The sequence below is a fragment of the Bifidobacterium pluvialisilvae genome, from assembly GCF_019331695.1.
Classification (GTDB): domain Bacteria; phylum Actinomycetota; class Actinomycetes; order Actinomycetales; family Bifidobacteriaceae; genus Galliscardovia; species Galliscardovia pluvialisilvae.
This window is the reverse complement of record NZ_JAHBBI010000001.1, coordinates 1-24282: the sequence shown is the minus strand read 5'-3', so window position 1 is coordinate 24282 and position 24282 is coordinate 1. Positions and strand designations below refer to the sequence as shown.

The 24282-nt window shown below is 66.4% G+C and carries 19 protein-coding genes, 1 rRNA gene and 1 riboswitch; of the genes, 7 read left to right on the top strand and 13 right to left on the bottom strand.

Annotated elements, in window-relative coordinates; all coding sequences use genetic code 11:
- Positions 1 to 25: 25 nt before the first annotated feature.
- The 3 genes from purB (at position 26) to KIH77_RS00090 (ending at position 4427) form a co-directional block, all read left to right on the top strand.
- Positions 26 to 1456 (top strand): adenylosuccinate lyase, encoded by a 1431-nt coding sequence (purB, locus tag KIH77_RS00100; RefSeq protein ID WP_219098963.1) that lies wholly within the window; start codon positions 26 to 28, stop codon positions 1454 to 1456.
- Positions 1456 to 3963, top strand: a complete 2508-nt coding sequence (locus tag KIH77_RS00095; protein ID WP_219098961.1) for a lysylphosphatidylglycerol synthase transmembrane domain-containing protein — start codon at positions 1456 to 1458, stop codon at positions 3961 to 3963. The genes purB and KIH77_RS00095 overlap by 1 nt, the downstream gene beginning before the upstream one ends.
- 182 nt (positions 3964 to 4145) lie before the next feature.
- Positions 4146 to 4427, top strand: coding sequence for an HU family DNA-binding protein (locus KIH77_RS00090; RefSeq protein ID WP_093959424.1), 282 nt, complete (start codon positions 4146 to 4148; stop codon positions 4425 to 4427).
- Between the two features lie 102 nt (positions 4428 to 4529).
- Here the strand turns inward: KIH77_RS00090 and pafA are convergent, their stop codons facing one another.
- From pafA to KIH77_RS00060, 6 genes are all read right to left on the bottom strand, one after another.
- On the bottom strand, positions 4530 to 5993 hold the full coding sequence (gene pafA, locus KIH77_RS00085; protein ID WP_372445332.1) for a Pup--protein ligase: 1464 nt from the start codon (positions 5991 to 5993) through the stop codon (positions 4530 to 4532).
- Positions 5994 to 6185 (bottom strand): ubiquitin-like protein Pup, encoded by a 192-nt coding sequence (locus KIH77_RS00080; RefSeq protein WP_219098960.1) that lies wholly within the window; start codon positions 6183 to 6185, stop codon positions 5994 to 5996.
- Between the two features lie 90 nt (positions 6186 to 6275).
- Positions 6276 to 7106 carry an inositol monophosphatase family protein gene (locus KIH77_RS00075; RefSeq protein WP_219098959.1) on the bottom strand — a complete coding sequence of 277 codons (831 nt, stop codon included), beginning with the start codon at positions 7104 to 7106 and terminating at the stop codon, positions 6276 to 6278.
- Positions 7107 to 7141: 35 nt separating this feature from the next.
- Positions 7142 to 8746 (bottom strand): depupylase/deamidase Dop, encoded by a 1605-nt coding sequence (dop, locus tag KIH77_RS00070; RefSeq protein ID WP_219098958.1) that lies wholly within the window; start codon positions 8744 to 8746, stop codon positions 7142 to 7144.
- The gene (arc, locus tag KIH77_RS00065; RefSeq protein WP_219098956.1) at positions 8743 to 10344 is read right to left on the bottom strand and encodes a proteasome ATPase; all 1602 of its coding nucleotides are present in this window, start codon (positions 10342 to 10344) and stop codon (positions 8743 to 8745) included. Before arc ends, dop begins: the two co-directional genes overlap by 4 nt.
- Positions 10337 to 11035, bottom strand: coding sequence for a DedA family protein (locus KIH77_RS00060; RefSeq protein ID WP_219098954.1), 699 nt, complete (start codon positions 11033 to 11035; stop codon positions 10337 to 10339). The genes arc and KIH77_RS00060 overlap by 8 nt, the downstream gene beginning before the upstream one ends.
- A 202-nt stretch (positions 11036 to 11237) precedes the next feature.
- Between KIH77_RS00060 and serB the strand changes: the two genes are divergently transcribed.
- The 3 genes from serB to KIH77_RS00045 all read left to right on the top strand — a co-directional run bounded on the left by serB (position 11238) and on the right by KIH77_RS00045 (position 14098).
- Positions 11238 to 11861: a phosphoserine phosphatase SerB gene (gene serB / locus KIH77_RS00055; protein WP_236024368.1), complete on the top strand. Its 624-nt coding sequence runs from the start codon at positions 11238 to 11240 to the stop codon at positions 11859 to 11861.
- An 89-nt stretch (positions 11862 to 11950) separates the two neighbouring features.
- On the top strand, positions 11951 to 13333 hold the full coding sequence (locus KIH77_RS00050) for a potassium transporter TrkG (RefSeq protein ID WP_443623249.1): 1383 nt from the start codon (positions 11951 to 11953) through the stop codon (positions 13331 to 13333).
- A 78-nt stretch (positions 13334 to 13411) separates the two neighbouring features.
- The gene (locus KIH77_RS00045) at positions 13412 to 14098 is read left to right on the top strand and encodes a potassium channel family protein (protein ID WP_372445339.1); all 687 of its coding nucleotides are present in this window, start codon (positions 13412 to 13414) and stop codon (positions 14096 to 14098) included.
- Between the two features lie 162 nt (positions 14099 to 14260).
- Here KIH77_RS00045 and KIH77_RS00040 read toward each other — a convergent pair whose 3' ends face one another.
- The 6 genes from KIH77_RS00040 to rpoZ form a co-directional block, all read right to left on the bottom strand.
- The gene (locus KIH77_RS00040; protein WP_219098948.1) at positions 14261 to 15790 is read right to left on the bottom strand and encodes an RsmB/NOP family class I SAM-dependent RNA methyltransferase; all 1530 of its coding nucleotides are present in this window, start codon (positions 15788 to 15790) and stop codon (positions 14261 to 14263) included.
- A complete protein-coding gene (gene fmt / locus KIH77_RS00035; RefSeq protein ID WP_219098946.1) occupies positions 15783 to 16742 on the bottom strand; it encodes a methionyl-tRNA formyltransferase in 960 nt (319 codons plus the stop codon). Before fmt ends, KIH77_RS00040 begins: the two co-directional genes overlap by 8 nt.
- 79 nt (positions 16743 to 16821) lie before the next feature.
- Positions 16822 to 17526 (bottom strand): HAD family hydrolase, encoded by a 705-nt coding sequence (locus KIH77_RS00030; protein WP_219098944.1) that lies wholly within the window; start codon positions 17524 to 17526, stop codon positions 16822 to 16824.
- Between the two features lie 73 nt (positions 17527 to 17599).
- Positions 17600 to 19810, bottom strand: coding sequence for a primosomal protein N' (locus tag KIH77_RS00025; protein WP_219098942.1), 2211 nt, complete (start codon positions 19808 to 19810; stop codon positions 17600 to 17602).
- 292 nt (positions 19811 to 20102) lie between these two features.
- Positions 20103 to 21326 carry a methionine adenosyltransferase gene (metK, locus tag KIH77_RS00020; protein WP_219098940.1) on the bottom strand — a complete coding sequence of 408 codons (1224 nt, stop codon included), beginning with the start codon at positions 21324 to 21326 and terminating at the stop codon, positions 20103 to 20105.
- Positions 21322 to 21381, bottom strand: a riboswitch (SAM riboswitch). It overlaps the preceding gene by 5 nt.
- Before the next feature lie 254 nt (positions 21382 to 21635).
- Positions 21636 to 21920 (bottom strand): DNA-directed RNA polymerase subunit omega, encoded by a 285-nt coding sequence (gene rpoZ, locus KIH77_RS00015; RefSeq protein WP_219098939.1) that lies wholly within the window; start codon positions 21918 to 21920, stop codon positions 21636 to 21638.
- Positions 21921 to 22072: 152 nt separating this feature from the next.
- Between rpoZ and ilvD the strand changes: the two genes are divergently transcribed.
- The gene (gene ilvD / locus KIH77_RS00010) at positions 22073 to 23938 is read left to right on the top strand and encodes a dihydroxy-acid dehydratase (RefSeq protein WP_219098937.1); all 1866 of its coding nucleotides are present in this window, start codon (positions 22073 to 22075) and stop codon (positions 23936 to 23938) included.
- A 217-nt stretch (positions 23939 to 24155) separates the two neighbouring features.
- On the opposite strand, the gene rrf is transcribed toward ilvD, so the two are convergent.
- Positions 24156 to 24272 (bottom strand): 5S ribosomal RNA (gene rrf / locus KIH77_RS00005).
- Positions 24273 to 24282 lie beyond the last annotated feature (10 nt).

Below are 24282 nucleotides of genomic sequence, written 5' to 3'. Positions count from 1 at the left end.
TACGGCTTCACGTATTGTGTTGTGCATGAAGTTGACTGACATCTCCCCCGCAATCGCACTGAGCCCGCTGGATGGGCGCTACCACAGGCAGACCGCCGAACTGACCGAGTACATGAGCGAGCCGGCGCTCAACCGCGAGCGCCTGCACGTGGAGGTCGAGTGGATGATCCTGCTGGCCAACGGCATGGGCGACGGCCCGATCGTCGGTGGCGTGAAGCCGTTCTCCGACGCCGAGATCGCGTACCTGCGCGCCATCCCCGAGGACTTCGGCGCCGAGGGCATCGCGCAGATGGCCGCGCACGAGGCAATCACCCACCATGACGTGAAGGCCGTGGAATACTACATCGACGACCAGCTCGACAAGGCCCCGGAGTCGCTCGGCGCCGACACGCAGCTGCCGCACATCAAGCAGCTGGTGCATTTCGCCTGCACCTCCGAGGACATCAACAACCTCTCCTACGCGCTGTGCATCAAGCAGGCCGTCGAGAACGTGTGGACGCCCGCCGCCGAGAAGATCATCGACCACCTCGCTGAGAAGGCCGAGACGTTCAAGGACAAGGCCATGCTGAGCCTGACTCACGGCCAGCCCGCCACGCCCACCACGCTGGGCAAGGAGCTGGCGGTGTACGTGTACCGCCTGCGCCGCCAGATGCGGAAGATCGCCGCCCAGGAGTATCTGGGCAAGATCAATGGCGCGACCGGCACGTTCGGCGCGCATCTGGCCGCCTACCCGGATGTGGACTGGATCGCCGTCTCCCGCGAGTTCGTCACCAACCGCATGGGCCTGACGTGGAACCCGCTGACCACGCAGATCGAAAGCCATGACTGGCAGGCCGAGCTCTACTCCACGATCAGCCATGTGAACCGCATCCTGCACAACCTGTGCGTGGACGTGTGGATGTACATCTCCCGCGGCGTGTTCGCCCAGGTGCCGGTCAAGGGCGCCACCGGCTCCTCCACCATGCCGCACAAGGTGAACCCGATCCGCTTCGAGAACGCCGAGGCGAACTTCGAGATCTCCTGCTCGCTGCTGGAGACCCTCGCCGCCACGCTGGTCGAGAGCCGCTGGCAGCGCGACCTGACCGACTCCACCACGCAGCGCAACGTGGGCGTGGCCCTCGGCTACTCGCTGCTCGCCCTGAACAACCTGCTGGGCGGCCTGAACTCCATCCATCCGAACGACATCGTCATCCAACGCGAGCTCGACGAGAACTGGGAGGTGCTCGGCGAGCCGATCCAGACCGCCATGCGCGCCGCCGCCCTCGAAGGCCGCGAAGGCATGGACAAGCCGTACGAGAAGGTCAAGGAGCTCATGCGCGGCCACTCCATCTCCAAGCAGGACGTGGAGGACTTCATCGCCACGCTCGACTTCGACGAAGCGACCGCGAAGCGTCTGAGCTCGCTGACCCCGGCCACCTACACCGGCATCGCCGGCAGGCTCGTCGATTTCGACTGATGCCGCTCCACGACAACGGCGCGCGCCCGGACGACCCCGTCGTCCGTTCCGAGAACGTCGCCCCTTCCGCAGATGCATCCGATGCGGCCGCGGGGGGCGACGTCTCCGTTTCCGACGTACCTCCGACGCGCGTCCATGATTTCTCCGATCTGGTGGGCGCGGCCTGCGCCCTGGCCATCGTCGTGCTGGTCATGCTCGGCTCCGTCTATCTGACCGGCATCTCCAGCGGCGTGGCGTCCGACGTCCACCATGCGGGAACGGCCGTGGGATGGCTGGTCGAGCTGCCGCTCTCCCTGCTGCAGCAGATCGTCACCGTGCTGGTGGTGGTCTCGGTGCTCATCCAGCTGCTGGTGTCCCGCGAATGGGTGCAGGCCATCGTGTCCATCGTGTCCATGTTCCTCGGCTACGGTCTGGCGGGGGCGCTCAGCATCGGCGTCGGCGCGTTCGGCCCGCACCAGCTGGTCGCCGCGCTGGATTCCACCAGAGTGCTGGGCCATGGCCCGCTCCTGCCCGACATGTTCGCGGGCCTCGCCGCGTTCCTCACCTCGGCGGGGCCGCATCGTCTGCGGGGCACCGTCAAATGGGGGTGGAACACCATCGTCTCGCTGGCCGTCCTGCTGGCGGCCATCTCCGTCGACCCGATCGCCGGCATCGTGGTGGCCCTGGCCTCCGGCCGTCTCATCGGTCTGCTGGTCAGGTTCGTCATGGGCACGCAGAACAAGGGCGCCTGGGGCATGCAGATCGTGCAGGCGCTGTCGTCGATCGGCCTGGAGACGTCGAGCCTGATCCGTCGTGAGGGCATCCATGGTCCGGCCGGCGCGAAGCAGCCGTCGCTGGTCGACGACCTGGCCCCGTTGTCGCGCATCTACAAGGCCACGGCACGTGACGGCAGCGTATACGTCGTATCGGTGCGTGACGAGCAGACGCGCACCGTCGGCTATCTTTCCCAGCTGTGGCAGTGGCTGCGCATGGCCAGCGGCGTGGACCTGCGCACCGACCGTTCGATGAGCGCGACCACGCACCATCATGTCGACCTGCTTCTGACGCTGCGCAACATCGGCTTGGAGACTCCTGAGGTCTATGGCCGCGCCGAGGTGGGGGAATCGTCGATCGTCGTGTTCGCCGGCGAACGCGCATACACGCCCGTCGACTGGGACGATGTCGACGACGATGACCTCATCGACGTGATGGGGTATCTCGGCGCGGCGCATGCCCGCGGCATCACGCATCGCGCAATCACACCGCAGTCGTTCGCCCGGTCCGCTTCCGGACGTCTGGTGCTCGCCGGCTGGCAGAACGGCGACGACGCGAGTTCCTCCGTCAACATCGCCATCGACCGGATCCAGCTGCTCACGGCGCTGAGCTGCCGCACCAGCATCGCCCGCGTCATCGCATGCGCGGAACGCTGCTGGGGCGTCCAGAATCTTGTGGCCCTGGTGCCGTTCGTGCAGAACGTGGCGGTTCCCCCGGAGACGAAGTCCGACGACTTCTGGTCCCGTCAGACGATGCGCGAGTTGCGCGACGGACTGGGGGCGCTGGCGCCGGCCGAGGAGACCGAGGCCCTTCCCCAGGTGACGCTCTCCCGGTTCAACGCGCGGTCGGTCATCATGCTGGCCCTCGTCATCGTGGCGGCGGTCGTGGTGTTCACCCAGCTCAACATGCATGAGGTCATCAGCGCCGTCTCCCGCGCGAATCCGTGGATGGCCGCGGTCGGCTATCTGTTCGGCCTGCTGTCGTGGGTCGGTTCCGCGGTGGCGCTGTACGTGTATGTGGACCGTGACCACTGCCGACCATCCGGCATCCTGGCCGTGCAGGCGGCGTCCGGCTTCACCACCATCTCGATGCCCGCCGGCGTCGGCCCGGCGTTCGTCATGCTGCAGTACCTGCGCAAGAGCGGCTACCGCAATTCGGCGGCCACGGCCATCACCAGCGCGATCATCGTGATCCAGGCGTTGGCCATCACGTCGCTGCTGCTGGTGATCGGCGTGTTCACGGGACGGGATTCACTGTCCGGCATGATTCCCACCAACACGTTGGTCACGGTCATCGGCCTGGTCGCCGCGGTGATCTCCCTGGTCATGATCGTCCCCTATACCAGACGGCTCATCCTCGACAAGGCGATGCCGGTGGTGCTTTCCTATGCCCGCCAGCTCGTCGATCTGCTGTCGCAGCCGCGACGACTGCTCATCGCCACGGCGGGGTGGGTGTTCCAGACGTCCATGCTGGGCATGGCGTTCTGGGCGTCGCTCATGGCGTTCGGCCAGTACACGAATCCGTTGGAGACCGTGTTCATCTACGTGCTGACCAATACGCTGGCGGCGGCGGTGCCAACGCCGGGCGGCCTCGGCGCCATAGAGGCGGCGCTGACCCTGGGCTTCACGTCGGTGGGCATCCCCTCCGCGGTGGCGTTGTCGTCGACGATGCTGTTCCGTCTGCTGACATACTGGCTCCGTATTCCGATCGGCGCATTGTCGATGAAGTGGATGAATTCGCGGGAATTGCTGTGATTCCCTTAGGATTCCAACATTCTTCCACGTGTCCCACACATAATCTTCACCGAAACGAAAAAGCGTCGTCTTTTTGGCCGGAGAATGTCTCAAATGCCCGTCGAATACGTTACAATCGTTTGTGTTCCAAGGGTTTTCCCGATTCAAGAGGGATAATCCACTGATAGAAGGAAATGTGCATTATGGCATACAACAAGTCTGACCTGGTGTCCAAGATTGCTCAGAAGTCCAACCTGACCAAGGCCCAGTCCGAGGCCGCTGTGAACGCCTTCCAGGAAGTGCTCGTCGAATCCCTGAAGTCCGGCGAAGGCCTGAAGCTCACCGGTGTCTTCTCCGCTGAGCGTGTCAAGCGCGCCGCCCGCACCGGCCGCAACCCGCGCACCGGCGAGACCATCAAGATTCCGGCCGGCTATGGTGTGAAGCTGTCCGCCGGTTCCCTGCTGAAGAAGGCCGTCGCCGAGTAAGCAGCCAGTCGCCAGCAGGCGAAAAGACTTGTAGAAAGGGTCTGCGCATCCGATATGATGCGCAGACCCTTTTTCATATTCGTTCCCGATTCGCGGGACGTGTCACCGCAGGGCGCCCAGCACCGCCGCATACGCGTCGGTCGGCGTCGGATCGAACGGGTCGAGCAGTTCGGCCTCGACACGCACGGGGTCGGTCAGCGTCACATGGGTCCAGTCGCAGGTCCAGCGCGCGTCGGTGGCGAGCGCCGCCCGGACGAACCGTCCCCGCAAGGCGGCGCGGGTGTCGGCCGGTGGCGTGTTCACGGCCTCGGCGATTCGGGCGTCGGCGAGCATGGTCCGCATGAGCCCGCCTGTCTGGAGACGATCGAAGACCGTGCCGTTGACGATGTCGTGATAGTCGAGGTCGATCTGCCGGATGCGGTCGTCGGCCATCGTGGGCTCGCGTCGGCGCATCGCCTCGATGAGCCGGAGCTTGGCCGCCCAATCCACCCAGGGGGCGAGGTCCGTCCATCGTCCGGCCTCCACGGCGTCGAGCGCCTCGATCCATAGCGTCATCACCCGGTCGTGGTCGGGCAGGATGCCGTCCATATCGTCCGCATGACGGTCGATGAAGGCGGCGACGATGTCGTAGTATCGACGTTGGATGCCGAGCGCGTCCACCGTCGTGCCATCGGCCAGCGCGATGCGCGCAGTGCCGGTGCGGTCGCGGCTGACGTCGCGGATGGCCTGGCCGGGGTCGGCGAGCGTCATCGCGGCGAAGTCGCTGACGCCGCCGTTGAGCCACGCCTCCTCGATGACGCACAGCACCAGATGCGTGGTCGCCATCTTCATCCATGTGGCGGTCTGGGAGCGGTTGGAATCGCCGACGATCACATGCAGACGCCGGAACAGGTCGGAATCGGCATGCGGCTCGTCGCGCGTGTTGACCATGGGGCGCGACCGTGTGGTGGAGCTGGAGACCGCGTCGTCGAGGAATTCGGCGCGCTGGGAGATTTCGAACCCGTCGGGAATCGCCGGGTCGGCGGTGAACCGGCCGGCTCCGGTGAACAGCTGGCGGGTCACGAGGAACGGCACGAGCTCGTGCTCGATGGCGCTGAGCGGCACCTGCCTGCGCAACAGGTAGTTCTCGTGGCATCCAAAGGAATGGCCGGCGGAGTCCACATTGTTCTTGAACAGATGGATGCGGGCGTTGCCGTCGCGTCCTTCACGCAGCCGCTGCTGCGCCTCGAGGGCGAGTCGGCGCATCACGTGCTCGCCGGCGAGGTCCTGCGCCAGCGCGTCCATGGGTCGTACGGCCTCGGCGGTGGCGTATTCGGGATGGCTGCCCACGTCGAGGTAGAGCCGCGAGCCGTTCACCAGATACGTGTTCGTGGACCGTGACCGTGAGACCACGGGACGGAACATCGTCATGGCCACCTGCCCGGGGTCCACCGGCTTCGCCGTCCCGGTCACCGCGACGCCGTATTCGGTCTCGATGCCGAAGATGCGGGCGAAGTCGCGGGCGTGCTCCATGCCGGCGTGCTCGCGCCGTGCCCCCGTGTCACGGCTGTCGCGTAGCTGTGGCACTCACTCGCCGCCCTTCTGCACGAAGCTGGAGACGTATTCCTCGGCGTTGGTCTCCAGCGTGGATTCGATGTCGTCGAGCAGGGAGTCGAGGCTGGACGCCTGCTGCGAGAAATCGCCCTCCTTGCGCGTGCTGTCCTGGTCGGCGGCCTGTTCCCGGCCGGAGTCCTGTGATGAGATCTGCTCCTGTGGCATGTGTTCGCTCCTTGGATTCGTATCGTGTTCGTATGCCCGCGGCGTGCGTGCCGTATCGTAGGCCCACTGTTCCGCTTGCAAGATAACGCATTATCTCAGGTATGGGCGCAGTTCGTCCATGATGGGACCATTGGAGGCCACGACATCGTTGCTGTCGCCCCACATGATGTCGCTGCCGTCCCATCGTTCGAGGCGTCCCTGGGCCTCGCGCAGCACGACCGCCCCGGCGGATACGCCCGGCACGTCCCAGGAATGCAATGACGGTTCGAAGTAGGCGTCGTAGGTGCCGTCCGCCACCTTGCACAGGTCCATGGAGACCGGCCCCACGCGTTTGATGTCGGTGGGCAGGCCGGCGATGGCCGACGCCGTCTCGAGCGCGCGCCTCGACTCCTTGGGGAAGTACGACATTCCGAAGCTCACCACGGCGTCGGCGAGCGTGGACGTGGTGGAGGGCATGATCTTTTCCCGCTTCTCCCCCAGTTCGGTGGTGCGGACGCGGATGGCGCCCTTGCCGCGTGCGCCCATGTAGGTCACGCCGAGGGCGGGCGCGTGGACGATGCCGAGGATGGGGACGTCGCGGCCGTCCCCGTCCACTTCGAACAGGGAGACGGTGACGGTCCATTCCGGCATGTTGCGCCGGTAGTTGATGGCGCCGTCGATGTGGCCGATGCACCAATAGAGGCCGCCCGGCTTCCGGTCACTGCCCACCTCCTCCCAGCAGGGATGCGGTTCGATGGCGTTGATGCGCTCATGGCAGTAGCGCACCAGACGTTCGTCCACCTCCGACGAGTAGCGGGTCTTCGCACGCCGGTCGTCATGGGGGACGTTCAGGTCATGGGGCTTCATCTGGTCCTGATAGGCGAGTCGTCCCGCCTCCTCGACCACTTTCGCGACCTCGACGGCGAGTTCACGCAGTTCCATACGGCGATCTCCTTGCAGATGTCCTTCGTTCATGGTTATTCGTTGTCGTCGCTTTCGCCGGACTCGTCGGCCGGCGTCCGGTCCAGCATGGCCAGCAGCTCGTCCACATTCGTGGTCCGGTCGAGCCTGCGGCGCAGATCGGCGGCCGTGTGCGCCCGCGGGTCGTCGATGGCGATGTCGTGCAGGGTGCCGTCCGAGGCCCGCACGGTCATGCTCTTCCACGACGCGGCCACGACGTCGGCGGGGAACCGGCCGATCAGCCATGCGCGGAACCATGCGCGGGTCGAGGCCGGCGCCTCGGTGCGTGCCGACAGCAGTGCGTCCCGCGGCACCAGCGTGGCGGCGTGGGGCTCGACCGCCGTGAACACCGAGCGTCTTTCGTCGAGGGCCGCCCACGCGATGTCCATGGCACGGATGCGCGCGTCGTCCCAGCCTGTGCCGCGCCGGCGGCGCAGACGCTCCATCAGCTGCCATTTGAGCAGCCATTCCAGCCGGCCGGCGGCACCGGACATGCCGAGCCGCTCCTCGCCGTCGGCGTGGGCGACCTGCATGACGTCGCGCAGGGCCTCGCCCCACATGGCCATGATGCGCTTCGTCGGCTCGTCCGGCCACAACGGCTCCCCGTCGATGTCGGTGCCGTGGATGGCGGCCGCCACCTCGTAGACCGCGGACCGCAGCAGCACCTGGATCTGCCATGCGGTGATGCTTCCCCCCGCGGCCGCGGCCAGCGGCGTGCGCAGACCGAGGTCGTGGGACACCGTGTGGATGGCGTCCACCGGGTCGTCGAGGCCGATCCTTCCCAGCAGGGCGCGCAGGTCGTATCCGGCGTCGTCCGCGTTCTCGGCCAGCCATGCGACCATGCTGGTGGTGCCGAGACGCAGCGCCTCCGGCACGTCCATGCGGTTCGCGTCGCCGACGATCACATGCAGACGTCGGTATGCGTCGGTGCTGTGCGATTCGTCCCTCGTGTTGACGATGGGACGTTCGAACGTGGTCTGCAGCCCGATGCGCGCATGCATGTAGTCGGCGCGCTGGCTGAGCTGGAATCCAGGCTCCTCGCTGCGTTCTCCGATGCCCACGCGTCCGCTGCCGCAGTAGAGCTGCCGGGTGACGAAGTGCGCGGTCATGAGCGCGGCGAGGGTGTCGAACGGCACGGCGCGTGATATCTGGTAGCTTTCATGCGATCCCCAGCTGGCGCCCTTGCCGTCCACGTTGTTGCGGAACAGGGCGATGCGCCGGCCCGTGCGCCCGTTCGCCCGGCGTGCGGCCTCGGCCATGAGCAGGTCGCCGGCGCGGTCGTAGCGCAGGGCCTCGAACGGGTCGAGCGTCTCGGGCGCGGAGTACTCGGGATGGGCGTGGTCCACGTAGATGCGTCCCCCGTTGGGGGCGATGGTGTTGGTCACGCGCAGCTGCGGGGCGTCGGTGAGCATCTCCGGCCGGGCGGCGGCCCTTTCGAGACGGTAGCCGCGCGCGTCGTTGACCGGGTCCTCGGGCCGGTAGTCCCATCGGATGTGGCGCGTCGTCTCGTCGGCCGCGCCGTCGACGACGTCGAACGACAGCTGCACGGGGTTGGCGCGTGCGCTCCCCTCGTCCGTGACGGCGTATTCGGTTTCGGTGCCCATCGGCCTCAGAACGCTCATATTCTCCTCGCTTGGTCGGTTGCCGGCACCACGGCGGTGGCGCGGTTGACGTCGATGCCGTTGAGCGTGACCCACTGCCGCGGGTTGACCCCGCTGATGGAGTCCACGCATTCACGGTACTCCTCGCCGATGGCCGCACCCAGCGACGCGGCGTCGAGGCGGGCCTCGCGCCCCTGGGTGATGGACGCCTTGACCGCGGCGGTCTTGGCCCGGTCCACGATGTTCTTCAGCATCGCGCCGGAGATGAGGTCGGCGAAGTACACGCTGGTCCATTGGCCGGATTCGTCGGCGATGTCGCAGACGTGGCGGCTGGCGTCGCGTCGGAAGATGTCGCCGGCCGTCACGGCGACGAGGTCGTCGGCGGTCGCGCCGTCGGCGAGCGGCAGGTCGTCGGTCAGGTAATGCCGCAGGATGGATGCGGCCTGGCTCCTGCCCGGCCGGTCGATGCGAATCTTCACGTCGAGCCGTCCGGGCCGCAGCACGGCGGGGTCGATCATGTCGATGCGGTTCGAGGCCCCGATGACCATGACGTTGCGCAGCGTCTCGATGCCGTCGAGTTCGGAGAGGAACTGCGGCACGATCGTGGTCTCCACGTCGGAGGAGACCCCCGAACCGCGGGTGCGCAGCAGGGAGTCCATCTCGTCGATGAACACGATGACGGGGCTGCCGTCCGCGGCGCGGCGGCGCGCCCGGTCGAAGATGGAGCGGATGATGCGCTCGGACTCGCCGACGAACTTGCTGAGAATCTCCGGCCCCTTGACCGAAAGGAAAACGCCGGATTCGTCGCCGCTGCCCTTGGCCAGGGAATTCGCCACGGCCTTGGCGATCAGCGTCTTGCCGTTGCCCGGAGGGCCGTAGAGCAGCACGCCGCGGGGCGGGGTCAGGTCGTAGCGTTCGAACAGGTCGCGGTGCAGGAACGGCAGTTCGACGGCGTCGCGGATCTGATCGATCTGCGCGTCGAGGCCGCCGATGTCGTCGAAGGAGACGTCCGGCACCTCCTCCAGCACCAGGTCGCCCTCGTCCTGCCGAGGCAGCGTCTCCAGCGCTATGGTGCCGGAGGCGTCGAGCAGCACGCGGTCGCCATGGTCGAATTCCGTGTTCGCCAGCGCGCCCGAACGAATCGCCACGTCGATGCGCCCGCTCTGGTCCACTACCATCAGGCGTCCCCCGGGCAGCGTCTCCTCCACCTGGCGCACGGTGCCGCCGAGCGGAAGGTCCCGCGTGGCCACGATCACCATGTTCTCGTTGAGCAGGACCGTCTGCCCGCATGAGAGGCGGTCCACGTTCACCAGGTCCGAGACCGGCACCACCATGCGGCGCGACCCCATGACCACCTCGGCCGCGGCATGGCGCACGCCGTCGTCGTCCACATGGCTGGAGTCCACGCGGACGAACACGGCGAAGTTCTCCGGAGGCTGCGCGAGGTTCACCAGTTGCGACTTCGCCTGCCGCAGCTCCCTGCCGGCGCGGTTGAGCGCCTGTGCGAGCGCGTGGTTCTTCGCCTGCAGCACGTCGGCGTGTTCGCTCAGCTGTTCGCAGCGACGCCTCCACTGCCCCTCCGGCGGTTCGCCGCCGGCCTTCGATGCTTCATCAGTCATTATCGCCGCCTTTTCGGGTTCCTATCAGATTATGCACCCAACGGGCCAGCAACGCCACGATCACGAGGACCACGACGGCGATGACCGCGTCCTCGAACGCGCCGAGCACGCCGAGCATCGAGCACCAGTTCTCCCCCAGCGCGTAGCCGGCCCCGATCAGTATGGTGTTCCACACCGCCGAACCGAGCAGCGTCCAGCCGGTGAACCGGCCGAAGTTCATGGCGTTGAATCCCGCGGGAATGGAGATGAGCGAACGCACCACGGGAATCACTCGGCCGATGAGCACGGACCAGGCGCCGAATCGCGCGAACCACCGGTCGGCCTTGGCGAGGTCCTCGCGGCTCACCCCGGGGATGCGGTCCGCGATGGCCATCAGCCGGTCGAGGCCGATGCACCGTGATGCCCCGTAAAGCGTCCATGCGCCGACGAGCGACCCTATCGTCGCCCAGATGATCGCCTCGACCAGGGAGAGCCTGCCCGTGGATGCGGTGAATCCGGCCAGGGGGAGGATGATCTCGCTGGGAATCGGGGGAAACACGGATTCCAGCGCTATGGCCGTTCCCACGCCGATGCCCCCCAATGCGCCCATGAGTCCCACCAGCCAATCGGTCATGGCACCGATGAGGCCGGGCTGCGTGGATGGGCAGACGGCGGCCGACGCGGCCGACATGATGGTGTTCGTAAACGTCATGGTTGACGATTGAACCATCGTCGACGACGTCGGACGTCGATTCCGGGGGAATCTTTCCCAGCCTTGCACGGGATCTCCCCATCCATCCGTGGTTTTGTCCCCATACGGACCGAGAATAAGAAGAATGCGCGCATTTACTTCCCTTACCACTTCTCCGGCGGCGGACCGTTCCGACGCCGATAACGCAGTCCGTCTTATCGTCATGGACGTGGATTCCACGCTCATCGACGAGGAGGTCATCGACATGCTCGGCGAGGAGGCCGGCATCGGCGAACGCGTGGCTGCCATCACCGAACGCGCCATGCGCGGCGAACTGGACTTCAAGGCGGCGCTGCGTGAACGCGTGGCCCTGCTCAAGGGCATGCCCGCCACGGTGCTGGACACGGTCTACCATCGCTGTCATCTCACCAACGGCGCCGCCGAACTGGTGCGCACCGCGCACGGACGCGGCTGGAAGGTGGGCGTGGTCTCCGGCGGATTCCACGAGATCGCCGACCGTCTGGCGGACGACGCCGGCATCGACTTCTGCACGGCGAACGGTCTGGAGATCGTCGACGGCATGTTGACCGGCGGCCTGCGCGGCGACATCGTCACCAAGGAGACCAAACTGGCATCGCTGCGGCGCTGGGCCGCGCAGATGGGCATTCCGATGACGGCGACCGTGGCCATCGGTGACGGCGCCAATGACATTCCCATGATCCAGGCGGCCGGCATCGGCATCGCGTTCTGTGCGAAGCCGAAGACGCGTGACGCCGCCCCCTACGCCATCGATGACCGTGACCTGATGAAGGCGTTCGACATCATCGACGCCGCCCCGGCCGCCTGACCCCTATGTATGGATGGCATTGCCCCGTTGTCGGGATTCCGAGTTAGCGTTTCGTAGTGGTGCATCGCAGATTTCGGCCGTTCCATGGCATCGGAAAGGCTCTCCGCAATCGTCCGGCAGGCGTCCGCGGGACGTGGCTGGAACGGCTGGTCGCCCATCCGGGACGTCTTTCCATCGCCTATTTCCTGGTGCTCATCGGTCTGTCGACCATGCTCCTGATGCTGCCGGTGTCGTCGCGCACCCATACGGTCACGGATTTCAACACGGCGTTCTTCACCGCGGTGTCGGCCCTGTCCACATGCGGCATCGCCATCGTCAACACGGCCGGATTCTGGACGTATTTCGGCCAGGCCGTGATTCTGGTCTCCATACAGATGGGCGGTCTGGGCGTGATGACGTTCGCGTCGCTGATCACCATGACCATCAGCCGCCGCATCCGCGTCTCGCAGAAGCTGCTCGCCGCGGACGAGCTGGGCGCTTCCAAGCTCAGCGAGGTGCAGTCGGTGATCACCGTGGTGCTCGTATGCACGTTCAGCGTGGAGGCCATCGCGTTCTTCATGCTGCTGCCGGCGCTGCTCAGGCTGAACGAGGGGCATGCCGTCCATTCCCTGTGGGAGGCGGTGTTCTTCGCGGTCGCGTCGTACAACAACGCCGGGTTCACACCGGATTCCGCCGGACTGTACGTGAACAGCTGGGGTGTCGGCCTGCCGATACTGCTCAGCGCCTTCGTCGGCACGCTCGGCTTCCCCGTGATTCTCAACATCGTGAAGACCGCACGCCGCCATGACGGCCCGCGCCACTGGAACCTGCATACGAAGCTCACCGTGACGACGACGCTCGGTCTGGTCACCGCCTCGCTGGTCTGGTTCCTGCTGGTCGAGTGGAACAACCGCACGCTTTTCTGGAACGCCGACATCTCATCGAAGCTCTGGCATGCGCTGGTCGCGGCGGTCATGCCCCGGTCGGCGGGATTCGACATCTCGTGGATGCCGCATGTCACCGAGCAGACGAAGCTGTTCATGTCGATGATCATGTTCATCGGCGGCGGCTCGGCGTCGACGGCCGGTGGCATCCGCGTCACCACGTTCGCCACGCTGATCCTGGTCTGCAGGGCGTCGTTCATGCGTCGCAAGGACGACGCCGTGTTCGGCAAGCGCCTGCACACGCAGACCGTGATCATGGCGATCGCCATCACCGCCACCTGCGGTGCACTCATCTACGTGGCCTCGCTGATCCTGCTGACGATCACGCAGCGTTCGCTCACCGACATCCTGTTCGAATGCTGCTCGGCGTTCGGATTGGGCGGATACACGCTGGGCGTCGCCGACACGTCGAACCCGGGGACGCTGTACGTGCTTGCCATACTCATGTTCGTGGGCCGTCTCGGACCGATGACCGTGGCCTACGCCATCTCCAAGCCGCAGCCGCCGCAGGCGGTGCGCTATCCGGCCGAAAGCATCATCGTGGGATGACGCCGAAGGGACGGGCGAACGGATGATTTCGAGGAACAACCGACGGGGAACACAGCTATGATTTCGTTGTTGCAGGACATGCTTGGCAGGAGGAACAGCCAGATGGGCTCCACGCATATCGAGAACCGGTCGATCCTGGTCGTCGGACTGGGACGTTTCGGCACGGCGGCCGCGCGCACGCTCGGCGAACTGGGCGAGGACGTGCTCGGCGTCGACCGCGATCCGGCGATCATCGCACGATGGTCGGGCAAGGTGCCGGTGATGGAGGCCGACCTCACCGACCCGTTGGCCGTGGAGCAGATCAACGCCTCGAACTTCGACGCTGCGCTGGTCGCCATCGGCGACAGCGTCGAGGCGTCGATCCTCACGACCGGCAACCTGCTCGACGCCGGCATCCCCGACGTGTGGGCGAAGTCCATCTCGCGCCAGCATACGCGCATCCTGCAACGCATCGGCGCCAGTCACGTGTTCCGTCCGGAGACCGACGGCGGCAAGCGCGTCGGCCACCTGCTCGCCAGCCGTTATCTCGACTACATCGAGATCGAAGGACCGTATTCCGTGGTGAAGGTGCTCACCCCGTACGCCGTATGCGGCCAGACCATCGCCGAGGCGGATGTGCACGGCCGGTACGGGGTCAGCGTCATCGGCGTGAAGAACCCCGGTGAGGAGTTCCAGTACGGATCCAACGACATCGTGATGAAGCACAACGGCGAGATCATCATCCTCGGCAGCCAGAAGCAGATCGACAGGTTCATCGAAAGCTGAGTGCACCATCCCATTGGCTCCCCTCTGGAGGGGAGCTGTCGTCGTAAGACGACTGAGGGGAGGACGTCACCCGTCCAAGCGGCTCGGCCTTCCCCGCTCCCGCTGGCGGGAGCTGTCACGCGGAACGCATGACTGAGGGTGGCTCCCCTTCACGGACTCCCGCTATTTCGTCCGCCTGATCAGGCTGATGAACATCTGATCCGTGCCGTGCAGATGCTCGAACAGCTGCACGTCGCCGCCATGTTCCGGCAACGGCATGTCCGGGCTGACGCCGCGCAGCACCGCCGCGGCGTCCAATCGTTCGGCGTCGTCGCGTCCGTCGAGAACGGCATCGACGATGTCGCGCGTTTCGGCGAGCGCTGGCGAGCAGGTCACGTAGGCGATGACGCCGCCCACGCGCACCGCCTGCATCGCGGATTCCAGCAGTCCCCGCTGGATGCCGGCGAGCTCGGTCAGGTCCTCCGGCTTTTTCCTCCATCGGGCTTCGGGACGGCGTCGCAGCGAGCCGAGGCCCGAACAGGGCGCGTCCACGAGGATGCGGTCGAAACGGCCGGGATGCGCCGGGCCGATGGCGCGGCCGTCCTCCTCCAGCACGTCGAGCATGACGTCATCCGGCAGGGCCTTGGTGTTGTCCCGCACGAGTTCGGCGCGATGGTGGCTGGGTTCGTTGGCGGTGAGCGTGGCGCCACGGACGGCGGCCAGGGCGGCGAGCAGCGCGGTCTTGCCGCCGGGCCCCGCGCACATGTCGAGCCATGCCTCCCCGTTCGCCGAATCGTCGCCGATCGCCATCGGGGCGTCGGCCAAAGCGAGGGCGGCGAGCTGGCTGCCTTCGTCCTCGACGCCGGCCTTGGCCTGGCGTACGGCGTCCACGCGTTCGGGGTTCACGCCGTGCACACGAATCGCATAGGGGCTCCAGCGGCCGTTCTCATATCGTGCCGATTTCGGCAGCTGGGCGATGAGTTCATCCCTGTCGACGAGTCCGGGGCGTGCCACCAGCGTGACATCGGGTTCGTCGTTGTCGGCGGCGAGCATGGCCTCGACGGCGGCGTCGCCGGGTTCCCCGGCGCCGGCGTATCCGGCGGCCCGCCACGCGTGGGTCAGCTCCTCGACTATCCACTGCGGGTGCGAATAGCGTACGGCGAGACGCCGCGCCGGCTGGTCCTTGCCGATGCGGGAGACCACCACGGACTGCCATTCCTTGAGGCCGCGGGCCACGATGCGGCGCATGACCGCGTTGACGAATCCGGCGGACCTCGAGCCCGCGCGTCTTCTGGCCAGGTCCACGGTCTGCGAAACAGCGGCATGGTCGGCGACGTTCATGAACAGCGCCTGGTAGGCGCCGACGCGCAGCACATCGAGGCTGCGGGCGTCGATGGCGGTCACGGGACGTTTGGCCGCGGCCTCGATGACGGCATCGAGCAGTCCGCGCCACCGCTGCGTGCCGTAGACGATCTGCGTGGCGAACGCGTTGCCGCGCGAATCCATGCCGGCGGCGGCAAGCGCCTTGGGCAGCAGCAGGTTGCTGAAGCTGTCGGTGGCGCTGACGCGCGCGGTCACGTCGTAGGCGACCAGTCTGGGATCGCCGGTCGGCTTGTTGCCCGGCCGGCGGGACGCGCCTCCGCGGTGGCCGCCCGGACGTCGGGAATCATGATCGCCCCGCGGCTGCGAGACGGTTCGACCGCCATCAGTCACAGCGCGCCCCCGCTTCCAGTCGTGCCCCGCGGGCCCAATCGGCCGCCTTCATGGCCTTCTTGCCCTGCGCCTTGACCTCCAGCAGTTCCAGGGGGCCGTCGGCGGCGCCGACCCACACGTTGCGTTTGCCGGCCCGGACCGCTCCGGCGGCAAGATCCGTGGGCACGTTGGGGCGGGCGGTGTCCGCGGGGATGGCGGACAGGATGTGCAGGGTGATGGGTTCAGCGTCGGCTCCCGGACGGAACGCGCACCATGCCCCGGGCTCGGGGGTGCATGCGCGGATCTGGCGGTCGATGTCGGCGACCGGTGCGTCGAATGACACGTGGGCGTCCTCGCTGCGGATCTTGTCCGCCAGGGTCACGCCCTGCGACGGCTGTTCGGTCTCGGTCGCGGTGCCGTCGGCCACCGCCTGCATGGCGCGGACCAGCAGCGGGGCGCCGCTGACCGCCATGGCGTCCAGAAGCTCGCCGGAGGTTTCGCGCCCACCGATCTCGATATGGTTCTGCATGAGTATGGGGCCTTCGTCCATGCCGAGGGTGATGCGGAACACGGTGGATCCGGTGGCCGGCTGCCCGGACCAGACCGCGCGCTGAGCCGGCGCGGCGCCGCGCCATTGGGGAAGCAGCGAGAAGTGCAGGTTGTACCAGCCCCTGGGCAGGGCGTCGAGCGCCGACTGCGGCAGGATGCGCCCGTAGGCCACGACGGCCGCGGCCTCGACGTCCCATCGGGCCAGTTCGTCGACGAAGCCCGGGTCACGGGGGTTGCCGTCGATGACGGGGATGCCGAGCTCGTTCGCCGCCTGCTTGACGGGGCTGGGCATCAGCCGACGTCCACGGCCCTTCGGCGCGTCGGGGCGGGTCAGCACACAGGCCACGTCAATGCCTTCGGCTTCGGCGAGCGCCTTGAGCGACGGCACGGCCACGTCAGGCGTGCCACAGAACAGAATTCTCAATCACGGTTCCTTTCCGTTTGATGACATGTGGTGATGACATGCAGCGGGATTCCGGTGGCCTTGCGAAAGGCTCCGGCGGTTACTGCACGCCGGGGATGCCGACGCCTTCGGCGATGAGCAGCGCGCGCAGCTTCTGCGGGTCGGAGAACCGTACGCCACGGATGCCGGCCTCGTTGGCCCCGACGATGTTCATGGCCTTGTCGTCGACGAACACGCTGCCCTGCGCATCGATGCCGAACTCCTGCAGCGCACGCTCGTAGATGTCCTTGTGGGGCTTGCGCAGGTGGACGAATCCGGAGACCAGCCTGCCGTCGAGCATCGGCAGGATGTCGCATTGCTCCTCGGCGACGTGGAACAGTTCCGCGGCCCAGTTCGACAGTCCCCATACGCCGATGCCGGCGGCCTTCAGGTCGTTGAGCAGCACGCGCGCCCCCGGCACGATGCCGGTGAGGGAGTCGCGGAAGTTGGCGAGATAGTACGTCAGCATGTCGGCCCATTTGTCGCCATGGGTGCGACGCATCCATGCGATGCCCTCCTCCATGGTGGCGCCGCCGTCCATCATGTCGTTGGCGTCGTAGAATCCGGAGATGTCGTTGTCGAGGAACTCGTCGATGGTGTGCTGGCTGTACCGAGGCAGCATCGCCGCTTCGGGGTTCCAATAGATCAGCACGTTGCCGAAGTCGAAGATCACGTTCTCGATCGGTTTGCCCATGGCCGCGGCCGCGGCCCCCTCGCCGACGAGCACGTCGTATTCCATGTTCGGCTCTCCTGGCCAGCCCTTCATCATGAGTCCTTTCTGATGAGCCTGCGATTCACAATCCATCGAAACACGGCACAAGGACGATGTCCGGACACGCCTAGATGACGTCCTTGGGATCGACGGCGAACCGCAGCTCGCCGTGGGACCGCGAGGCCACATGTCGGGCCACGGCGGTGCGCAGCCGGTCGGCGAGCCCGTCCGCACGGTCCCTCGGCACGCGCACGAGCGCACGCACCCGGTCCGAGGTCTCCTCCAGTTGACGGCCCATGCGCCGTTCCGGGGCGATGGGCACGGGGCCGAGCACGGAGGGCCAATCGACGCCTCCGGCCCGCACGACGCTCAGGTCGCCGTCCAATGCGCCGATGCGGTCGAGCAGGGTCATGACGGCGGCGCGTTCGCCCCAGACCGCGGCGGCGGCGACGCTGGGCGGGAACACGGTCGCGGCGCGTTCCTCGACCTCCTTGGCGGCGAGGATGCGCGGGTCCCACATGACGAGCGACTGTGCCAGTGAGGGGTCGGACTCCCCTATGAGCAGCACCTGGCCTCCTTGGGTGCGGGGCACGCAGAGCGCCGCCGCCCGCATCCATGCGGTGAGCGCGTCGACGCGGGCGTCGAGTCCGGGCGCATACAGGCTGGTCCATGCGTCGAGGATGACCACGGCCCGGTATCCGGCCGTGCCGGCCGTCCCGGATGCGGGTGCCACGCGCGGTTCGGCGCCGGGTGTGGCGATCACCAGCTGGGGCTTGTCCACGACGTCCTCGATGATGCCCCGGGGCTGGTTCGGCGTGGAAATCATGATGGGCACGCCACGCACCAGCCCCTGAAGCTCGCGCATGGTGCCTTCGGCGCTCACGCGCACGCCACGCATGCGGGGGCAGGAACAGGACCTGCAATGCCAGTCCACGGCCGCGGCCCCGCACCAGGCGCATTGCGGCGCCGCGGCGGGCATCTGCCGTAGCGGCCCGGTGCATTTGAGGCATCGTGCGCGTGCATGGCAGTGCGCGCACGCCAGCACGGTCCCCGCGCCCCGATGCGGCACGGACAGCAGCACAGGGCCCTTGTTGAGCGCCCGCTGCATGGCGGTGACGGCGGTGTGCGGCACCCGCGCCCCTATGGCCGGGTCCGCCAGCCGCGCCAGCTCCTCATGGTTGAGCCATCGGCCCCACGGGGTCAGGTCCCTGGCCGCGGCCGGCAGCGCATGCACGTCCACCACGTGCGAATCATGGGTCGTCTCCCATTGGCTTATGGGACTTCTGGCGTGCCCGGCGGCGAGGAACACTCCCCCGTGGGCCTTGGCGCGCAGCCGCAGCACGTCGCGGGCCTGCGCGTAGGGCATGAGCCCGTCGGCGTTCTGGTATGCCACGTCGTCGACGATGGCGAACAGGGCGGGGCCCTCGACCGGCGCATACATGGCCGCACGCACGCCGATGACGCATCGCACGGCGCCTTCGGCCACGGCCATATAGGAGCGGTAGCGCAGTTCCGGCGCCATGGATGCGCCCAGGGTGGCCACGTCGCCGCCCCATACGCCGTTGCCGGTCGGCGATGGCGCGAACGGACGCAGGCCGTATGCGGCGAGTGAGCGGGCCATGTCGGCCACGTGCCGCATGTCCGGCAGCACTACGACGGCGGAGCGTCCGTGCATGAGCATGGTGGCCACGGCCCATGCGAGGTCCTTGGCCCATAGCCGCGGGCCGGGCAGGTTGTCCCAGATGATATGGCCGTAGGAGCGGGCGTCCAGCGTCTGCTTCAGCCGCGAGGCCGAGGCATAGCTTGATTCGATGCGCGAGAACGCCTTGACGGTGGGTTCGTCCAGGGTGACGGCGAGTTCGTCGGCCCTTGCGGCCACGGCCTTGCCGCCCGGTTTCCATTCCTTGTCCACCTTGGCGCTGCGCGGCGGCACCGCCACGCGCAGGATGTTGGCCCGCGTACCGCCGAACGCGTCGGCGATGCGGGTGATGTCGTCGCGCATCCGCGGGGAGAGGATGATTCGCGGCGAGGCCACGCGTTCGATGAACCGCAGGGATGACGACGGGGTGTCGCTGGAGTCGGCACGCTCCCAGATGAACCCGTCAAGCAGCTTGTGTCCGAATCGCACGCGCACGCGCACGCCGGGTTGGGCGACGTCAGACTGTTTCTCATCGACGAGATAATCGAAGGTACGTCCCAGATGCGTGGCCTGCACGTCGATGACCACGCGCGCTATGGGATGCCGGGCCGCAGGGGTCTTCTCGGCGGGCGCGCGCTTGCGTCGACGCCGCGGCGCCAGGCCGTCAAGCGTCAGCTGCTCCGCATGCATCCCGCTCATCCCATCACCCTACCATCCACGCTCCCACCGAACCAAGGTCGACGCAGCCGCTCCCCGAAGACGCAGAAAATCGGCACACCATTCTCGACCGTAAGCAGCGCCATCTCATACGCCGAAAGCCGGCATATCGTTCTCGACCGTAAGCTAGCGGAAGTGTCTGCTAGGCTGTGCCGAGCAGACACTGGAGCGGCGGCCGAACGGCCTTGAGTGTGTCGAGAACGATATGCCGGCTTTCCCACCAGTAACTGGCTTCCTACTAGAAACCAGCCACTGATTTAACGAATCAAACAAATCACTCCGCGATCGCGGCCTTCAATTCGTCGACCTTGTCGGTCCTCTCCCACGGGAACTCCACGTCCACGCGGCCGAAGTGGCCATAGGCGGCGGTCTTCGCGTAGATGGGGCGCTTGAGGTCGAGTTCGTCGATGATGGCGGCAGGGCGCAGGTCGAACACCTTGCGCACGGCCTGCTGGAGTTGCTCGCGGGTCACGCCGCCGATCTCTGTGCCGAACGTCTCCACGTTGACGGACACGGGGTCGGCCACGCCGATGGCGTACGCCACCTGCACCTCGACACGGTGCGCGAGACCGGCCGCCACGATGTTCTTGGCCACCCAGCGGGTCGCGTACGCGGCGGAACGGTCCACCTTCGACGGGTCCTTGCCGCTGAACGCGCCGCCGCCGTGGTGGGCCGCGCCGCCGTAGGTGTCGACGATGATCTTGCGACCGGTCAGGCCGGCGTCCGCGGCCGGTCCGCCGAGGATGAAGGAGCCGGTCGGGTTGACGAGCTGACGGTAGTCGTCATGCTTCACCGTGTCGCCGAGCACCTCGTCGAGCACGGGGTCGATGACGTGGGCCTTGAGTTCGTCGCGCAGCCATGCCTGCGTGGCCTCGGGATCGTGCTGCGTGGAGATGAGCACGGTATCCACGCGCAGCGGATGGTTGTTCTCGTCGTATTCGATGGTCACCTGGGTCTTGCCGTCCGGACGCAGATGCGCCACCTCGCCGCTCTTGCGGACCTCGGTCAGACGGTAGGCGAGACGGTGCGCCAAGTAGACGGGCAGCGGCATGAGCACGTCGGTCTCGTCGGTGGCGTAGCCGAACATGACGCCCTGGTCGCCGGCGCCCTGGGCCTCGTAACGCTCCTCGCGGCTGGCCTCGGACTCCTTCTCGCCGGTCAGGCGGGCGACGCCCTGGTTGATTTCGGCGCTCTGGCCGGTGATGGCCACGATCACGCCGCAGGAGTCGGCGTCGAGGCCGACCTCGGAGGACGTGTAGCCGATGCGGCGCAGCGTCTCGCGCACCTTGGACTGCACGTCGACGTAGCCCTCGCTCGTCACCTCGCCGAAGACAAGGAACACGCCGGTCGCGGCGGACGTTTCGACGGCCACGTGGGACTGCGGGTCCTGCCTGAGCAGTTCGTCGAGGATTTCGTCGGAGATCTGGTCGCAGACCTTGTCGGGGTGGCCTTCGGTCACGGATTCGGCGGAGATGAGCTTGCGCTCCTGATTGGTCATATCATCCCTCTTTCGGACTTATCGCCCCGCATACGCTGCGAGGCACAATGATACGGTTGGTTGTTCTATTGTGGGAGCCGAGCGGGGCCGTCGGAATATCGATCTGCTGGGGGCTACGAATATACGTAGGCTATGAAAAAGGCTCGTGCCAGGCCATGGTCATGGCCGGCGCGAGCCTCAGTGCGTTCGCTCCTGACGTTCAGTTGTACTCGACATCCGCATGGTCGGCAAGCGTGTCGCCGATATTATGCACACGGCCGAGCAATGTGTCGAACGTCAATCGTTTGTCGCGGTTGTCGTGATGTCGAATCAGTTGCCCTCGTTGACGTCGTCCTCGCCGAGCGTCTCCTCGAGCAGGCCGTCGTTGATCTCGCGGAACGCGATGGACAGCGGCTTCTCCTGGTTCTGGTATTCGACCAGCGGTCCGACGTTCTGCAGCAGACCCTCGTTGAGCTGGGTGAAGTAGGAATTGATCTGACGGGCGCGCTTCGCGGCGAAGATGGCGAGCGCGTACTTGGAATCCGCGTGCTGCATCAGATCGTCGATAGGGGGATCAGCAAGTCCCTGAGGCTCCGGATTGGTGCCAAGTGTCATTGGTGCTCCAAACTTGTACTGGATGAAAGTACTTTGATAATCGAATGGATTTTACCCCATAACGGCCATTTTGTGAAGACCTAATGTGAAAATCCTTCCATATATCGACACTAGCACGAACGTACGCCTTGGCCCGATGGTTGAATGGAGCCATGACAGAAATGCGATCTGCAAAACTAATGACTGGACGTGTATTCGCGGGCGCTCGCGCCCTTTACCGCGCCGCTGGTGTCGACGGTAACGACATGGGCAAGAAGCCCATCATCGCCATCGCCAATTCCTTCGACGAGTTCCTCCCGGGCCATGTGCACCTGAACAAGGTGGGGCGCATCGTCTCCGAGGCCATCAAGGAGGCCGGCGGCATCCCGCGCGAGTTCAACACCATGGCCGTCGACGACGGCATCGCCATGGGCCACACGGGCATGCTGTACTCGCTGCCCTCCCGCGACATCATCGCCGACACCGTGGAATACCAGTGCAACGCGCACTGCGCCGACGCGCTGATCTGCATCCCGAACTGCGACAAGGTCGTGCCGGGCATGCTCATGGCCGCGCTGCGTCTCAACATCCCGACCGTGTTCGTCTCCGGCGGCCCGATGGAGGCCGGCACCACGGTGCTCGCCGACGGCACCGTGAAGAAGAACACCGACCTCATCTCCGTGATGTATGCCTCCGCCGACGACAACGTCTCCGAGGAGGACCTGCTCAACTACGAGAAGACCGTGTGCCCGACCTGCGGTTCCTGCGCCGGCATGTTCACCGCCAATTCGATGAACTGCCTGACCGAGGCCATCGGTCTGGCACTGCCCGGCAACGGCACGATCCTCGCCTCCCACAAGTACCGCAAGGACCTGTTCAAGCGCGCCGCGCAGCAGGTCGTGAAGATCGCGAACCGGTACTACAAGGATTCCGACGATTCCGTGCTGCCGCGCTCCATCGCCACCAAGCACGCGTTCGAGAACGCCATGACCATGGACGTGGCCATGGGCGGTTCGACGAACACGGTGCTGCACATCCTCGCGATGGCCCAGTCCGCCGATGTGGACTTCACGCTCGACGACATCGAACGCATCTCGCACACCGTGCCCTGCATCTGCAAGGCCAGCCCGTCCGGCAAGTGGGAGATCTCCGACGTGCATCGTGCCGGCGGCATCACCGGCATCCTCGGCGAACTCGACCGTGCCGGCAAGCTGCACAAGGACGTTCATTCCATCGACTACCCGTCGCTGGAGGCCAAGCTCGACGACTGGGACATCATGCGCCCCACCTGCACCGAGGAAGCCAAGAAGATGTACAAGGCCGCGCCGGGCCACATCATCTCCCCCGAACCGTGGACGCATGAGACCACGTTCGACACGCTTGACACCGACCGCGAGCATGGCGCCATCCACGATATCGACCATCCGGAAATCCACGAGGGCGGCCTCGCCGTGCTGCGCGGCAACCTCGCCCCCGACGGCTGCGTGGTGAAGACCGCCGGCGTGCCGCAGGAGATCTGGAAGTTCCGCGGACCGGCCCTGGTGGTCGAATCGCAGGAGCAGGCCATCGAGGTCATCCTCAACGACACGCTGAAGCCGGGCATGGCGCTGGTGATCCGCTACGAGGGCCCGAAGGGCGGCCCGGGCATGCAGGAGATGCTGTACCCGACCTCCTTCGTCAAGGGCAAGGGCATCGGCAAGCAGGTCGCCATGCTCACCGACGGCCGCTACTCCGGCGGCTCCTCGGGCCTCGCCATCGGCCACATGGCTCCCGAGGCCGCGAACAAGGGCCCGGTGGCGCTCATCAAGAACGGCGACATCATCAACATCGACATCGAGGCCCGCACGGTGAACGTGGAGCTGACCGACGAGCAGCTCGCCGAGCGTCGTCGTGAGCTCGAGGCCGGCGACGGCTACGTGGCCCACCGCGACCGCAAGGTCTCGCAGGCCCTCAAGGCCTACGCCGCCTTCGCCCGCTCCGCCGACAAGGGTGCTACGCGAGATCCGGAGCTCATCAATAAGCTCTCCGGCCTCGCCTGATAGGCACGCCTGAAGTACGAAAAAGGGACTTGCACACGTCATTGTCGTGTGCAAGCCCCTTTTTCGTATTACATGTCTTCCACTTCCCCATGGCTGGTTGTGCAAGTATGAAAAAAGGGGAGTCCCGGTGGCGATGTGGCCTGTCGGGGGTCCCCGCGTCTGGATATAAGAGGAGGCCCGGTGGCGTGTGCCATCGGGCCTCCTCGTAACGTGTGTATTGCGGCGGTGTGCTACTCTCCCACACCCTGTCGGGTGCAGTACCATCGCCGTGCCGGGTCTTAGCTTCCGGGTTCGGAATGGGACCGGGCGTCTCCCCCGGGCCATGACCGCCGCAAAATCTGTTT

What these genes read in the sequence shown, in the direction of transcription:
- metK (WP_219098940.1), bottom strand. Translation starts at nt 21,326, where the DNA reads ATGACCAATCAGGAGCGCAAGCTCATCTCCGCCGAATCCGTGACCGAA.
- dop (WP_219098958.1), bottom strand. Translation starts at nt 8,746, where the DNA reads ATGAGCGTTCTGAGGCCGATGGGCACCGAAACCGAATACGCCGTCACG.
- arc (WP_219098956.1), bottom strand. Translation starts at nt 10,344, where the DNA reads ATGACTGATGAAGCATCGAAGGCCGGCGGCGAACCGCCGGAGGGGCAG.
- KIH77_RS00080 (WP_219098960.1), bottom strand. Translation starts at nt 6,185, where the DNA reads ATGCCACAGGAGCAGATCTCATCACAGGACTCCGGCCGGGAACAGGCC.
- serB (WP_236024368.1), top strand. Translation starts at nt 11,238, where the DNA reads ATGGACGTGGATTCCACGCTCATCGACGAGGAGGTCATCGACATGCTC.
- purB (WP_219098963.1), top strand. Translation starts at nt 26, where the DNA reads ATGAAGTTGACTGACATCTCCCCCGCAATCGCACTGAGCCCGCTGGAT.
- KIH77_RS00045 (WP_372445339.1), top strand. Translation starts at nt 13,412, where the DNA reads ATGCTTGGCAGGAGGAACAGCCAGATGGGCTCCACGCATATCGAGAAC.
- KIH77_RS00090 (WP_093959424.1), top strand. Translation starts at nt 4,146, where the DNA reads ATGGCATACAACAAGTCTGACCTGGTGTCCAAGATTGCTCAGAAGTCC.
- KIH77_RS00095 (WP_219098961.1), top strand. Translation starts at nt 1,456, where the DNA reads ATGCCGCTCCACGACAACGGCGCGCGCCCGGACGACCCCGTCGTCCGT.
- KIH77_RS00075 (WP_219098959.1), bottom strand. Translation starts at nt 7,106, where the DNA reads ATGGAACTGCGTGAACTCGCCGTCGAGGTCGCGAAAGTGGTCGAGGAG.
- KIH77_RS00030 (WP_219098944.1), bottom strand. Translation starts at nt 17,526, where the DNA reads ATGAAGGGCTGGCCAGGAGAGCCGAACATGGAATACGACGTGCTCGTC.
- KIH77_RS00060 (WP_219098954.1), bottom strand. Translation starts at nt 11,035, where the DNA reads ATGACGTTTACGAACACCATCATGTCGGCCGCGTCGGCCGCCGTCTGC.
- rpoZ (WP_219098939.1), bottom strand. Translation starts at nt 21,920, where the DNA reads ATGACACTTGGCACCAATCCGGAGCCTCAGGGACTTGCTGATCCCCCT.
- KIH77_RS00025 (WP_219098942.1), bottom strand. Translation starts at nt 19,810, where the DNA reads ATGAGCGGGATGCATGCGGAGCAGCTGACGCTTGACGGCCTGGCGCCG.
- ilvD (WP_219098937.1), top strand. Translation starts at nt 22,073, where the DNA reads ATGACAGAAATGCGATCTGCAAAACTAATGACTGGACGTGTATTCGCG.